General features: G+C 67.3%; 11 protein-coding genes. 4 read left to right on the top strand and 7 right to left on the bottom strand.

Features of this window, described 5'->3' with window-relative positions; genetic code table 11:
* The first annotated feature begins 202 nt into the window (after positions 1-202).
* A complete protein-coding gene (locus BLU38_RS16725; protein WP_091526615.1) occupies positions 203-694 on the top strand; it encodes a winged helix-turn-helix domain-containing protein in 492 nt (163 codons plus the stop codon).
* Positions 691-2,499 carry a non-ribosomal peptide synthetase gene (locus BLU38_RS16720; RefSeq protein WP_091526614.1) on the top strand — a complete coding sequence of 603 codons (1,809 nt, stop codon included), beginning with the start codon at positions 691-693 and terminating at the stop codon, positions 2,497-2,499. Before BLU38_RS16725 ends, BLU38_RS16720 begins: the two co-directional genes overlap by 4 nt.
* Here the strand turns inward: BLU38_RS16720 and BLU38_RS16715 are convergent.
* Positions 2,466-3,698, bottom strand: coding sequence for a cytochrome P450 (locus BLU38_RS16715; protein ID WP_091526612.1), 1,233 nt, complete (start codon positions 3,696-3,698; stop codon positions 2,466-2,468). The two genes, BLU38_RS16720 and BLU38_RS16715, sit on opposite strands and share 34 nt — an antisense overlap.
* 185 nt (positions 3,699-3,883) lie before the next feature.
* Between BLU38_RS16715 and BLU38_RS16710 the strand changes: the two genes are divergently transcribed.
* The gene (locus BLU38_RS16710) at positions 3,884-4,639 is read left to right on the top strand and encodes a thioesterase II family protein (RefSeq protein ID WP_091526610.1); all 756 of its coding nucleotides are present in this window, start codon (positions 3,884-3,886) and stop codon (positions 4,637-4,639) included.
* Positions 4,640-4,669: 30 nt separating this feature from the next.
* Here the strand turns inward: BLU38_RS16710 and BLU38_RS16705 are convergent, their stop codons facing one another.
* From BLU38_RS16705 to BLU38_RS16680, 6 genes are read right to left on the bottom strand one after another with little or no spacing between them, the layout of a single operon-like run.
* The gene (locus BLU38_RS16705; RefSeq protein ID WP_091526608.1) at positions 4,670-5,404 is read right to left on the bottom strand and encodes a class I SAM-dependent methyltransferase; all 735 of its coding nucleotides are present in this window, start codon (positions 5,402-5,404) and stop codon (positions 4,670-4,672) included.
* Positions 5,401-6,690 carry a thioester reductase domain-containing protein gene (locus BLU38_RS16700; RefSeq protein WP_091526606.1) on the bottom strand — a complete coding sequence of 430 codons (1,290 nt, stop codon included), beginning with the start codon at positions 6,688-6,690 and terminating at the stop codon, positions 5,401-5,403. Before BLU38_RS16700 ends, BLU38_RS16705 begins: the two co-directional genes overlap by 4 nt.
* Positions 6,684-6,911: a hypothetical protein gene (locus BLU38_RS16695; protein ID WP_091526604.1), complete on the bottom strand. Its 228-nt coding sequence runs from the start codon at positions 6,909-6,911 to the stop codon at positions 6,684-6,686. Before BLU38_RS16695 ends, BLU38_RS16700 begins: the two co-directional genes overlap by 7 nt.
* Positions 6,912-6,934: 23 nt before the next feature.
* On the bottom strand, positions 6,935-7,864 hold the full coding sequence (locus tag BLU38_RS16690) for a GHMP family kinase ATP-binding protein (RefSeq protein ID WP_091526603.1): 930 nt from the start codon (positions 7,862-7,864) through the stop codon (positions 6,935-6,937).
* On the bottom strand, positions 7,861-10,983 hold the full coding sequence (locus BLU38_RS16685) for a condensation domain-containing protein (protein WP_091526600.1): 3,123 nt from the start codon (positions 10,981-10,983) through the stop codon (positions 7,861-7,863). Before BLU38_RS16685 ends, BLU38_RS16690 begins: the two co-directional genes overlap by 4 nt.
* On the bottom strand, positions 10,980-12,236 hold the full coding sequence (locus tag BLU38_RS16680) for a cytochrome P450 (RefSeq protein ID WP_091526598.1): 1,257 nt from the start codon (positions 12,234-12,236) through the stop codon (positions 10,980-10,982). The genes BLU38_RS16685 and BLU38_RS16680 overlap by 4 nt, the downstream gene beginning before the upstream one ends.
* A gap of 163 nt (positions 12,237-12,399) precedes the next feature.
* Here BLU38_RS16680 and BLU38_RS16675 point away from each other — a divergent pair, with 163 nt between their 5' ends.
* Positions 12,400-13,170 (top strand): thioesterase II family protein, encoded by a 771-nt coding sequence (locus BLU38_RS16675; RefSeq protein WP_197679746.1) that lies wholly within the window; start codon positions 12,400-12,402, stop codon positions 13,168-13,170.
* The last annotated feature ends 58 nt before the right edge of the window (positions 13,171-13,228 follow it).

Raw genomic sequence — 13,228 nt, 5'->3', positions numbered from 1 at the left:
CGATCTTCGGTGCGCTCAACGATGAAGCAAGAACGAGATGGGGTCAGACGGCGCAGCGTCAGCCGGGGTCATACGGTCATCCATCGTCGGACAGCGGGGTTTGCACGCCCGACCCTGCTCGAAGGTGACGACTCTCCCGATGCATCGATGTTGATCGCAGCTCGGTCCACGAATCGATCAATCCGCCAAGAGGGGAGCGAGCATGGAAACCCAGGTGAAATTCCTGCGGTGGCCGCACGAGAACGACAAACGCCCGGAGTTCGAAGGGTCGAGGACACCGCGGCTGTGGATCGTCGAGGCGACGAATGAGCCACCGACCTGTACCGACCCACTCGAGGATTGGGTCCGCCCACCGCTGAGCCGAACCGATGTCGAGGCGAGAGTTGCGACTCTCGTCGAGCGCGTCCGGTCCGAGCGGGTGCCGACCATCGGACCCGACAATGTGCTCCATTCCGGCGGCAAACGGCTGCCGTTGTCGGAGTCCGAGACCGCGGTGATGATTCCACTCATCGAAAGCTTCCAATCGGTCGTGCCTCGATCGAAGCTGGCCTGGTATGCGTGGGGCAGCGACACCAGTGAACGACGCAACGCACTGGATCTGCGGATCCTCCGCCTGCGACGACGAATCACCGCACTGAACCTGGAGATCACGACGGTGTGGGGACGCGGATACCTGCTGGAGGCTGCATCATGATCACCTACGGAACCCTCCCCGACCTGTTCGGCAATGCGGTGGCTCAGCATCCGGACCGGATCGCTCTGGTCACCCCGACCGAGCAATTGGACTACGCGACGTTGGCAGATCGGGTGAACCGGGCGGCGCGGAAGTTGATGATGTCCGGAATCGGACCCGAGGACGTCGTCGCGGTGCTGGTCCGCCGGGATTCGGCGTCCTGGTTGACCACCGCACTCGGCATCGTCACTGCCGGAGCCGGCTACCTGTGCCTGGATCCGGACTACCCCGCTGATCGGCTGGCGTTCATGATCGACGACGCCCGACCGAAGATGATCATCGGCGACCGGGACCGGGACGGTCGGTTCGACCTACCGTTCCTGAGCTGGCACGACCTGGACGCCGGCACTGTTCCCGGCCACCCGATCACCGATGCTGATCGCCGGGCGCCGTTGCGGGTCGACAACCTGCTCTACCTGATCTACACCTCCGGCTCGACCGGGACGCCGAAGGGCGTGGCCGTCACACATCGCGGGCTGGTCGGACTGGTGGCCAGCCAAAGCCGCGTCATCGGCACCGGACCGGGCGACGCCGTCCTGCAGTGGGCTTCGCCGAGCTTCGATGCCGCGTTCTGGGACGTCAGCCTTGCGCTGCTGCACGGGGCGACGCTGCACCTGGCGGGATCGGCCGACCTGATGCCCGGCGAACCGCTCGCCGATCTGATCGCCGCTCGGGGCATCAGCCATGCGACGATCCCCCCGGTCGCTCTGAACGCACTGCCGACGGGTGTGGAGCGAACCCGGGTGCGCGGCGTCGGGACCATCATCACCACCGGCGACACCTGCACCGCCGGCCTGGTCCGGCGATGGGCACCCGGCCGCCGGCTGATCAACGGCTACGGGCCGACCGAGACCACGGTCGGTGCATCGCTGAGCACCCCCTTGGCCGTGCGAAACGCCATCGACATCGGTCGACCGTTCGACCGTACCCGGATCGACGTTCTGGACGACCAGCTCCGCGATGTCGGTACCGGCCGTTCGGGCCAGCTCGTGATCGGCGGCCCCGGAGTTGCTCGCGGCTATGTCGGCCGACCCGCCTTGACCGCTGACCGGTTCCGTCCCGATCCGTGCGGTCCGGCCGGTTCGCGTCGCTACCTGTCCGGAGACCTGGGACGGCGGGACGAGGACGGCCGCTACCACTTCGGGGGGCGCCGGGACGGACAGATCAAATTCCGCGGCTTCCGGATCGAACTCGGCGAGATCGAGGCGGTGCTGGCCGAACATCCTGCGGTGACCGGCGCAGTGGTCGTCGTCGGCGCCGGTTCGGACGGACCGGCACTGAACAGCTATCTGACCGTCGATCGGCGGGTGGAAGCCGACCCCGTACGGGAATTCGCCGGACGTCGGCTGCCGGCGCACATGGTGCCGTCGACCTTCACGGTGTTGGACACGTTCCCCCGGTCACCGAACGGCAAGCTGGACCGATCGGCGCTGCCCGAACCCGATCGCCCCGGTCTCGGAACCACGCCGCCGGCCGATGGCGATACCGAGCGCACCGACACCGAACAATATGTGTGCGACCTGTTCGGCGAACTCCTCCGGCATCCGACCGTCGATCCGGACGACGACTTCTTCGATATCGGCGGGCACTCCATCCTGCTCACCCGACTCGTCAGCAGGATCAAGGCCGAGCGGGCACCGGAGCTGTCCTTGCGCACGGCATTCGCGAGCCGAACGGCGCGCCGGCTGGCGATCGCGATCGACCAGTGCAGCGGGCCGGCCGATCCGGCCGATCAGCGGCTGAACCGTACCGGCAACGAGCTGTAGCCGAACAGGAAGTTCGAATAGACCCGTTTCGGTTCACCGGCCAGCTCGATCCGGCTCACCCGGCGCCGCAATTCGCCGAACAGGGCGCGCAACTCGGTACGGGCCAGGAAGGCCCCCAGACAGAAGTGCTGCCCGTGGCCGAAGGCCAGATGGGGATTGGGATGACGCGTCACATCGAACACGTCGGGCTCGGCGAAGACCGTCTCGTCGAAATCTGCGGAGCTGTTCCACAGCGTGATGATCTGGCCCGGTTCGATCACCTCGCTGCCGACCCGGATCGGCCGCACGGCGGTCCGTGCGAAATGCATCGACGGCGTGCTCCAGCGCAGGATCTCTTCGATTCCACGATCCACCGACGGTGCGGCTCGCAGCGTCTGCCACTGCTCCGGATGGTCGGCGAACGCCCGGATCCCGGTGATCGCCGACATCCGGCTCGACTCGTCGCCACCGAGGATCAGGCTGTAGCAGTTCAACGCGAGTTCGTCCTCAGCCAGCGGCACGCCGTCGACCTCGACCTGAGCGAGCGCGCTGACCACATCAAGACCGGGAGAACGACGCCGCCGCTCGCAGAGCTCGGCGAAGTAGTAGAGGATCTCCTGGCGAGCGATCAACGACTCGAACGCCTCGGTGTCGGCCTCATCGGCGGAGAGCGCGGCCTTGTTCCAGGAGAGCAGCTGCGGCCGATCGGCCGCCGGTACATCCATCAGGTCGCAGATCGCCTCGATCGGGAGCCGGTCGGCGATCCGGGTCGCGACGTCGATGCTGTCACCGTCGGCAGCGGTCAGCGCCTCGTCGACCACCGCGACCGTACGGTTCCGGATCCGTTCGGTCAGTTCGGCGAGGGCGCGCGGCGTGAACGAGCGGACCAGCTTCTTGCGGATCGTCCGATGCCGAGCGCCGTCGGTGACGGCCAGCATCTTGCGCGAGGCGGAATCGCCGCCGGACAGCAAGGTGTCCAGCACATTGCCGTTCTCCGAGGTGACGGCGTCGCCCGCTCGGTAGAGGTCGACGACGTCGTCGTAGCGAGTGACGACCCAGAATCCGGTATCACAGAACGCGCCCTTGCCGGCCTGCGACCCGGTGCCGCGCGCCGGGTGCCAGAACACCGGTCGCTCTGCCCGCTGCCGGCGCCAGTGCTCGGACAGATCGCGACGATGGAAGGTGCGGGGCTCGGTCAGGTCGAAGTCGGCAACGAGCACGGAATCCTCCTCAGCTTGGCAATCTCACCCCAGCCTGACCGGATCCGTCGGCTCGGCGGACGGAACTGTGGTCATTCCTTCGTCGGACCCCGGCCCGCGGCACCCGGCGCCGGTCCCGGCCGCGGCACGCAAGACTTCGGCAAGACTCCCCACTCGGTCAGCCGGTGCGGCGGCAGACTCACCCCATGACCGCTCTCCGCCAGACCACCCCGGTCTCCCTGTTGTGCTGCGCACATTCCGGCGGCAGCGCCAGCTTCTATCGACCATTGGCCGCGATCGACGTGGCCGGGCCGGTACCACTACTCGTCAATCCCCTGCAGTACCCCGGACGGGAGGACAGGATCGACGACCCGCTGCCCCGGCAGCTCACCGATCTTGCCGACGAGGTGGCCACAACGGCACTGCGCCACCGCGAACCGGTGGTGCTGTTCGGGCACAGCATGGGCGCGGCCGTCGCCTTCGAGGCAGCAATCGCGTTGACTGCGGCCGGCGTCGCTCCGCGTGCCCTGGTCGTGTCGGGCCGTACGCCGCCGATGTATCCGATCCGCAGCCGGATGCATGCCGAACCCGGTGTTCGGATGTGGCAACGCTTGTCCGCGCTCGGCGGTCTGCACCCGGAGATCCTGCACAACGACGACCTGCGTGAGCTGCTGGATCCGATCGTCCGCGAGGACCTGCGGGTCAGCGAGACCTACTGCTACCGCGGCCGACTTCCGGTGTTGGACTGTCCGGTGCTGGCCGCCAGCGGTCGGGACGACCCGGTCGCGTCGGGTACGGCGATGCAGGACTGGAACCACGTGACATCCGGGCCGGTCCGCCGTCGCGTCTTCGACGGTGACCACTTCTACGTCAAGCCGGCCGGCGAGCAGCTGCTTGCCTGGATCAGCGACGAACTGAGCACCCTCGGGGCGGAACCGTCGACAGCGGCTGATCACGCTTGATCGTTGATCAGGTCCGTCCTGACGATCATTTCACGAGGCCAGCTCGAACACGCTGATCTGTTGCTGGCTACCGCCGGCGAACCGCGACTTGTCCCAGTCGCCGTAGCGTGCCGTCAACCGGAACCCGGCGAGCCGCGCCATCAAGGTCAGTTCGCTCGGCCAGATATAGCGCAGCATCAACGGCATCAACTCGATGCCGTTCTCCGACAGGACGACGGTCTGAGACCGGACGCGTTGCTGAGCCGCGTCGTGGGTGGCGGCCTCCAGCATCACCCGGCGCCGTTCGATCGACGATGTGTTCAGGGTCCGGCCGGCACCGTCGGAGCGGCTCAGCTCCGGAAGATTCGTCTCGACGACGAATCGGCCTCCGACGTCCAGATGCACCGCTGCTCGCTCGAAGGCTGCCAGTTGCTCCTCCTGGGTGACCACACAGAAGAGCGAGTTGAACACCGTATAGATCAGCGAGTACCGCGATTCCAGGGCGAAGTCGGTGAAACTGCCCAGCACCACCGACACATCGCGACCGTCGGGACGGGCGCGGAGCTTGGCCAGCATCCCGGCCGAGTTGTCCAGACCGGTCACGTCGTAGCCCCGTTCGGCGAGCGGGCAGGCAATCCGGCCGGTACCGACACCGAGCTCGAGGATCTTGCCGTCGCCGGCATGCTCGGCCAGGAAGTCGACGGTCGCAGTGGTGTCCGGACGGGCACCGGTGAGCTCGTCGTAATGGGCTGCCGCCCGGTCGTAGTCGGGAGCTGAGGAGGTCATGCTGAGATCCGTTCTGTGTGCTGAGTGCTGACCTGCCCGTCATCGGGTCGACCGCCCGCGGTTCGACCGGGGGTCGGCTGATCAGGGGGCGGAATCTCGCCCCGTTCGGCACCGACCCGGAGCAGGCGGCCGAACACTTCCTCGGTCAGCGGTGCCGGTGCAAGCCCGAGTTCGTCGAGCAGCCGTTCGGTGCGCAACGACCGCAGATGTGCCTGCGCCTCACCGGGGAGTCCGTCGCTGGGAATCACCGATCCGATCGCCTGAACGGAGCGGTCCGCGCCGGATGGAGCGTTGATCAAGGTAGCGCGCCAGCGCGCGAACCCGATGGTGCGCAGCCGGTAGCCCGCCCGGCGGGTCCAGCTGAAGAGATCGGCATAACTGATCGCCGACCGCGGCACCACCTGGTACGGCTGGTAGTCGATCGGCGGTGTGCCGGCCAGCGCCACCACGGCCTCAGCGACATAGTCGACCGTCAGCCAGGTGGTCGGGGCTCGCAGAACCGGTGCCGACCCCAGGTGCAGACACGCGGCCATCAGCAGCCAGGCGTAGTCGTTGGGATTGGAGACACCGGTCCGCGCATGCCCGGCCAGTGCCCCGAGGCGGATCGTGATCACATCCATCCCGCGGTCGGCGGCCTGGACGATCAGCTTCTCGGCGACCCACTTCGACCGCGCGTAGCCGGTCGACATCAGCTCCAACGGCCCGAACGGAGCGGGATCGGCGAGTTCGCTGCCGCCGGCCGTCTCGGTGACTGCGGCGTCGATGGTGGACAGCGTCGAGATGTGACACAACCGCTTCGGGCGCCCCTGCGCCGCCAGTCTGATGATCTCCCTGGTGCCCAGCACATTCGGTCGGCGCAGTCTCCGGTACGGGTAGGCGAGGTGGACCTCGGCGCCGCTGTGGAAGATCAGCGACACATCGTCGGCGAGCCGGGTGTAGTCAGCCGGGGCCAGCCCGAGCCGGTCGGCGGCGAGATCGCCGGCGACGGCTGTCACCCGGTTCGCCCATTCCGGCCGCCAGACTCCGAACCAGGTCAGCCGTTCCTGCAGCCGAGACCTGGCGTCCAGCTCCGACGTCGGACGGACCAGGCAGACGATCGGTTGGTCGGTACTGCGGACCAACTGCTCGACCAACGCTGCTCCCAGGAAACCGGTGGCACCGGTGATCAGGATCGTTCCCGTCCCGGGAGTGCTGGCTCCGCCGGCCGGCTGTACCTCGTCGGGAAGCACGATGTCGGCATCCAGCTCCGGATCGGAGGTCAGAATGTCCGCGGTGTTCATCACCATGATCGGTCCGCCTCATCCCACGCGTCCGGGCCGCCCGGGCTGCCATCCCCGAGGTCGCCGGCTGCATCCGACACACCGCCGGGTGCGGTCTGGTCGGATCCGGTTCGTCCGCCCGGGACCGACCCGACGACGGCCGGTTCGACTTCGGCTGCGGACAGTGCGCGGCTCAGGAGTGCCGTGATGTCCTGTTCGCTGAACAGTGGCAGTAACGAGGTTCGCATCAGTTGCTCCTTCGATAAGCAGGTCAGGAACCGACCTGGTAGTGCCAATGACGGTGGATCCCTGCGGCGTCCAGCAACCGGATCGCCATCGCCTCGCGGAGAACGGTGTCCGGGTCGGTGGGGTCGAAGAGCAGTGACATCACCGTTCCGGTGTGGGCGACCTGAACGCCGATCGCTCCGACGCGTCGCTGGACGTCGACCATCAGGTCGTACAGCGGATTGGGAAGGTGACGCTGATTGATTTCTGCGCTGACGCTGGCAACGCGTGCGAGCAGGGTCGCCGAACGATCGATCAGTGCCCGCCGGAGCAGGCCGCGGAGCGCCCCGAAGGTGCTCAGCTCGAGCCTGCCGTAGACCGGGCTGGGTACTGCCAGGGTGTCGACTCCCGAGACGTCCAGGTCGACGGCCAGCACCTCCAGCCGCGGCACCGCGAGGACGAGGTCCTCGATCACGTGACCGTCGCGACTGGCGAACAACACCACCCGGTCGCCGAACATGATCGCGTCGGAGGCGCCTTCGGCGCGAACGGCCAGCTGAGCCGTCCGGGCGGCGGAGAGGGTGGTGCCGAAGCTGTCTGCCACGGCGCGGATGCTGGCCACCACGTCGGCGGTGGATGACCCGCATCCGCGGCCGGTCGGGATGGTGGTCGATACCTCGAGTACGCCTCCGGCCGTCACGCCGAGGGAACGCAGGCTCTCCCCGGCAGCCCGCCGTGCCTTGCTCCGCCAATGGGGTACGACGACCAGGGCCTCCTCGGCGTGCGCCCGGAAACGAGCGGTCGAGGACTTTCGCGGATACGGCAACGTGACGGTGCCGTGGGTGAGCCGGCCGTCATCATCGAATCGCCCCTGCAGGATCTCGCCGAGGTGAGCGATTCCCACGCCGTGGCCGACCCCGTTCGGGCAGTCGGTAACCGAACGGGAGGTCCGCCGGATCGGCGCCAGGACGGTCATCGTGGATCCAGCAGGTCTTTGCCGGAGCGATCGATCGCCCCGTGGACGAGCTGGGAGTCGTCGTCGATCAGCGCCCGCAGAATCTGCTCCAGATCGTCCAGCAACGCCTCCATCGACGATGCGTTCCACAAGGACGGCCGGTACTTCAGGTCCAGTGCCAGCCCGGCAGCGGATTCGGTCACCGACAGTTCGAGATCCGTACCGGCGGACGGATGCGGCACCACCGTTCCGGGCTCGATGGTGCAGCCGTCGAGCTGCAGCCCGGTATCGGCGGCGAACACATTCAGTACGCAGTATTGGCCCTGCCCACTGCTGATCACGTTCTCCAGCCCGACCGAACCCAGCGCCTCGGCGATCGGCACCGACTGATTGGCATACCCGCCGCGGACCACCGATCGGCTCTGCTGAACGAGCCCTGCCAGCGACAGATCATCGGCGAACGTGTACCGCAGAGCGATCAGATTGACAAAGGTGCCCATCACGCGGGTATCGACGATCTGTCGCCTGTTCTCGACCGGACACATCAGGACGGTCTCAGCACCATCGGCCCGCCGGTTCAGCGTCGCCGCGGTGACCGCACTCAGCACCGCGAACGAGGTCGTCCGATGGTCTCGGGCATAGCCGGCAACGGAGTCCCGGACGTCGGCCGCCAGCCGGCGGCCGACGGTCGCACCGGTGAACTCACTGACCTCCGGCCGCGGACGGTCGGTGCTCAGCGCCGGCGTCGCCATCCGGTCCAGCCGCTCACGCCAGTAGCGGCGTTGTGCGCGTGCCTCCGGTGACGCTCGCCAGGTTGCCTCCCGCAGGATCGCGCTGCGGTAGCCGTGCGGCGGATCGAGGTCGACCGCCGGTCCACCGAGGTGCTGCCGGTAGTAGGCGCTGAGCTCCGGCAGCATCACCTGCGTGACGCACCAGTAGTCCATCACCAGGTGATGACACGACAACAGGATTTCGAAGGCCTGATCATCGGTGTGCACGATGACGGTGCGGATCAACGGTGCGGTCGACACGTCGAAACCGGTTCGACATTCCCGCTCCGCGACCGCGTCGGCGGACTCGGAGCCCGCGACGACCTCTTCGACGGTGACATCGACGGTTTCGGCAACCGACCGCTGCGCGGCCGCCGCTTCGCCGGTTCGATAGCTGGTGCGCAGAATCTCGTGCCGGGCCACCACGTCCTTCAACGCAGCTGTGAAGGCGGCGACGTCGAGCGGGCCGCGGCCGGGGATTCGGAGGGTGAGCGTGTTCACCGCACTGCCCGGCGCAAACTGCTCCATCAGCCAGAACGGCTCTTCGTGCGGCGACACTGCGTCCACCTGTTGCTCCACGCGGCCGGGGCCGTCGCTGGACGATGGGGCCGCGTCGGCCGCCGTTTCATGATCATTCCCATGATCCGGGTCCAGCCGCTCCAGGTCAGCGATCTCCTCCGGGCTCAGTCCGGCGACCTGGGCCAGAACCTCGTCGAACTCCGGGAACTGCCTGTCCAACTCGGCTGCCAGATCTGCGATCACGGGGTTCTCGAACAACAGCAGCAGTGGCACCTCGGTGTCGAACTCCTCCGACAGTCTCTGGATCAGCCGGGCGGCGACCATCGAGTGGCCACCGACGGCGAAGAAGTCGTCTGTCGCGGCCACGGCCGGATCGGAGAGCAGGTCCCGGCAGTGCCCGAGCAGGTGTTCCTCCAGCCGGGTGCCGCGGGCCGAGCCGCCTTCGGTGATCGGATCGGAGTCCTGATCCGGAGCAGCCGCGGTATCGCCGGCGAACCGCGCCACCGAGCCCGGTGGCCGCTGACGCGCCGGCAACTGCACCGCGTCCAGCGGCAGCGCGGGAGCCGACATCGCGGCATCGATGAACACTCCGAGATCACTCAGGAAGCCGGTCACGGTGGAGTGATCGAACAGCGCGCTGTCGTATTCCGCGGTGCCGACGACGTCGGGGCCGTGCCATTCCAGATTGACCAGCAGATCGAAACGGGAACGGTTCCGCGGCACCCGAGCGGATGTCAACCGGCAGCCGTCCAGGACGTCAGGGGCGAACTGCAGCGGAGGGGCGTTGAAGACGATCTGGACCAGCGGCGTACGACTCGGGTCGCGGCCGTCGACCAGCTCGCTGACCACCCGGCTGAAGGGTACGAACTGATCGGTCTCCAACCGCAGTGCTGCATCCCGGGCATCGTCGACGACGTCGGCGAAGGTTGCCGATCCGGCGGCTCGGAGTCGGACCGGTGCGACGCAGGAGAACGGTCCGACGACCTCGGCATATTCCTGCGGCCGGCCACTGCTCCCGACGCCGAGCACCATGTCGGACTGCCCGCCGTAGCGATGGAGCAGCGATCCCATACCGGCCAACAACACCTGGAACGGTGTCACGCGGTGGCTCGCGGCGAAGGCCCGCAACCGCGGGACGATCCCTTCCGGGAACGGGGCCTCGGCGAGCCGACCGGCGGTGCTCTTCACCGCCGGCCGGTCCCGATCTCCCGGTATCTCGGCGCTGACCACGCCGGGTTGACGCAGCTTCTCCAGCACCGCAGGTAGCAGCGCCTCGACCCGTTCGGCGAATTGCGGTGTCTGTGACGCCGCGACGAAGTCGGTGTAGCCGACCGCCGTCGGCTCGATGGACGGTTCGAGGCCGAGCAGACGCTCCCGGTAGCGAGCGCCCAACTCCTCGAACAACAAGCCGATCGAGCCGGCATCCATCACGGCGTGATGGAAGCCGATCACGAAGAGGTGCCGGTTGTCGCCCACCGCGCCGAGACCGATCGCCGTCGGCGGGTCGGCGCTGATGTCGTACCGTCGTTCGACCAGCTGACCGCCCCAGCTCAGCGCGGGCTCGTCGCTGTCGAAGCGGGCATGCTCGAAGCGGCAGCGGTACTGCGGCCGTACCGCTTGATATAGCTCACCGTCGCGAACGGCGAAGACCAGCCGCAGCGCGTCGTGTGCGGCGACAAGATCGTTCCACGCGTTCTCCAGGACCGAGGCATCGAGCGCTCCGTCCAACCAGAACGCCAGGTGTTCGTTGTAGACACAAGAACTCGGATCCATCCGGTCCACGACCCACATCTGCCGTTGCACCGCGGCCGCGGGTGCGAAGTCGAGTTCGCGATCGAGTTCGACGGTCATGACGCCTCCTGCACGAGTTGCCGGGCCGGCCGAGCGATGAGCGGGAGCCGGGTGATGCCGTTGATGAAATTGGAACGCAGGTGCCGGACCTCACCGGTCACCTGTAGCGAATCGAAGTTGGTGAGCAGTTCGTCGAACAGCTCGATCAGAGCGACCCGGGCGGCCGGGCCACCGATGCAGTAATGCGGCCCCGAGCCGAACGCGATGTGCGGATTGGGCCGGCGCCACGGGTCGAAGGTGTACGGGTCGGCGAAGATGTCCTCATCCCGGTTCGCCGAGGCGATCCAAGCGACGATCAGCTCGCCGGCGTCGATGTCGACGCCGTCGATGACGACCGGCTCGGTACTGCGGCGCATCAGATGGTTGGTCGGCGTCGACCAACGCAATCCTTCGTCCAGCAGCGTTTCCAGCACTGGCCGGCCGGCGAACAGATCGCCGCGCAGTCGGTTCCAGATCTCCGGTCGCTCCGCCAGCGCGAGAATGGTGTGGTTCGCGGTGTGCGGGGTCGTCGTGCTCGCCCCCATCACAAAGCTGTAGCAGTTCAGCAAGATGGTCTGGTCGTCCAGCGGCTCCCCGTCGATCCGGAGGTCGATCAACATCGAGATCAGGTCGTCGCTCGGTTTGCGGCGCCGGTCGGCAATCAGTTCGCTGAACATGCCGAAGAGGTTGTGATGTGCCTGCTGCAGAGTGTCTCCGCTGGTGCCCCGGCTGTAGTCGGGATCCTCGGGGGCGACGCCGGCCATCGTCCATCCCGGGATCCACTGCCACAGCTCGGTCGGGATACCGAGCACCTCACCGATCGCCACCATCGGGATGTGCAACATCAGATCGGCGAAATCGACCTCGCCGTCGTAGCACGGCTCGATCAGGTGCCGAATGTGTTCGCGGACCCGAGGAGCGCGCTCCCGGACGACGTGGTTCGACATGGTCCGGATCGTCGGCACCCTGATCTGCCGATGCCGCGGGTTGTCCATCAGGTTGATCGTCCGACCGCCGGCGCTGTCGCCGCCGGCGACCGCGAGGATCGTCCCGTGCTGCGAGCTGTAGCTGTTGACGTTCTTCAGGAACGGACGGATGTCGCGATAGCGGGTGAGCGACCAGAAATGCCCGCCGTCGGGCAAGGTCTGCCGCCAGACCGGCGCCTCATCGCGCAGCGTCTTCCAGGCCGCGTGCTGGGAGTCGTGCTGGAAGCGGTCCAGGTCACACAGGTCGATGGCGTCCAACGGGACGTGTTCGGTGAGATTGGGAATCATGGGTCCTCCACCTCGGCTGATGCGCCGACGCTATGGATGCCTGTCCGATGCCGGCAACGACGGCGACACGACCGTGAAAGACCGGTCGGAGCGAGGTGTCGTTGCTGTCGCAATGCTGTCGACGTCGATGCCCCTGGCACAGCCGGCGCCATAGCGTGCGCGCATGGCACGCTCAGCAACCAGAGACCAACGCAAGTGGCTGCTCAAGCAGCCCGATCCTGAAGCGGAGTCGCTGATCTTCTGCTTCCCCTATGCCGGTGTCGGCGCCTCGTCCTACCGAGGCTGGCCGGCCATGATCGGCACCTCCGCACCGTGCGCGTTACAGCCGCCGGGTCGGGAGAATCGCTTCAACGAACCCCCGTACGAGAGCCACGCAGATTTCGCCGCCGACTGCGGTGCACTGATCGCCGAGCAGGTCGAGGACCGTCCTTTTGCGTTCTTCGCCCATTGCGGCGGCGTGCCGTTCGCATTGGAAACGGTGCTCTGGCTCGCGGCGCACGACCGGCCACTGCCGACCACCCTGATCGCTTCGGCCTGGGGGCCGCCGCACACCGATCTCTACGGGCACCTGAACAAAATCGATCTGGACAACCACGATCTGGTCACCGAGATCCAGCAACTTCAGGCGAGCATGGGCTTCGCCGACATGCCACGGGAACTCGCCGGCATCGGCGCGCGGGTGCTGCACCAGGAACTGGTCGTCCATCGCCCCTGGCGTTATGACCCGCAGCACCGGATCCCGGTCCCCGTGATCTCGCTGGCATGGTCGGAGGACGACACGGTTCCGACTGCGCAGGCACACGACCCGGCTTGGCGGGAGTGCGGCGAGGTCGGGTTCGTCCGACTTCCCGGTGATCACATGGCCTTCGTCGGCTGCCCGCCGGCACTGGCCGACGTGTTGTCGACCGCGGTCGATCACCGCGTGCTGACCTGAGCCTCGGCCTTCGACGACGACAACTCCCCGAGCAGCGCCGACATCGCTCGGGGAGTTT

Source organism: Microlunatus soli, assembly GCF_900105385.1.
GTDB classification, from domain to species: Bacteria; Actinomycetota; Actinomycetes; order Propionibacteriales; family Propionibacteriaceae; genus Microlunatus; species Microlunatus soli.
The sequence above is the reverse complement of the archived record's forward strand: the minus strand, read 5'-3'. Positions and strand labels throughout refer to the sequence as shown.

Bases quoted from the DNA above. Each gene is read 5' to 3' on its own strand.
- BLU38_RS16725 (WP_091526615.1), top strand. From the start codon at position 203: ATGGAAACCCAGGTGAAATTCCTGCGGTGGCCGCACGAGAACGACAAA.
- BLU38_RS16720 (WP_091526614.1), top strand. From the start codon at position 691: ATGATCACCTACGGAACCCTCCCCGACCTGTTCGGCAATGCGGTGGCT.
- BLU38_RS16710 (WP_091526610.1), top strand. From the start codon at position 3,884: ATGACCGCTCTCCGCCAGACCACCCCGGTCTCCCTGTTGTGCTGCGCA.
- BLU38_RS16705 (WP_091526608.1), bottom strand. From the start codon at position 5,404: ATGACCTCCTCAGCTCCCGACTACGACCGGGCGGCAGCCCATTACGAC.
- BLU38_RS16700 (WP_091526606.1), bottom strand. From the start codon at position 6,690: ATGGTGATGAACACCGCGGACATTCTGACCTCCGATCCGGAGCTGGAT.
- BLU38_RS16695 (WP_091526604.1), bottom strand. From the start codon at position 6,911: ATGCGAACCTCGTTACTGCCACTGTTCAGCGAACAGGACATCACGGCA.
- BLU38_RS16690 (WP_091526603.1), bottom strand. From the start codon at position 7,864: ATGACCGTCCTGGCGCCGATCCGGCGGACCTCCCGTTCGGTTACCGAC.
- BLU38_RS16685 (WP_091526600.1), bottom strand. From the start codon at position 10,983: ATGACCGTCGAACTCGATCGCGAACTCGACTTCGCACCCGCGGCCGCG.
- BLU38_RS16680 (WP_091526598.1), bottom strand. From the start codon at position 12,236: ATGATTCCCAATCTCACCGAACACGTCCCGTTGGACGCCATCGACCTG.
- BLU38_RS16675 (WP_197679746.1), top strand. From the start codon at position 12,400: ATGGCACGCTCAGCAACCAGAGACCAACGCAAGTGGCTGCTCAAGCAG.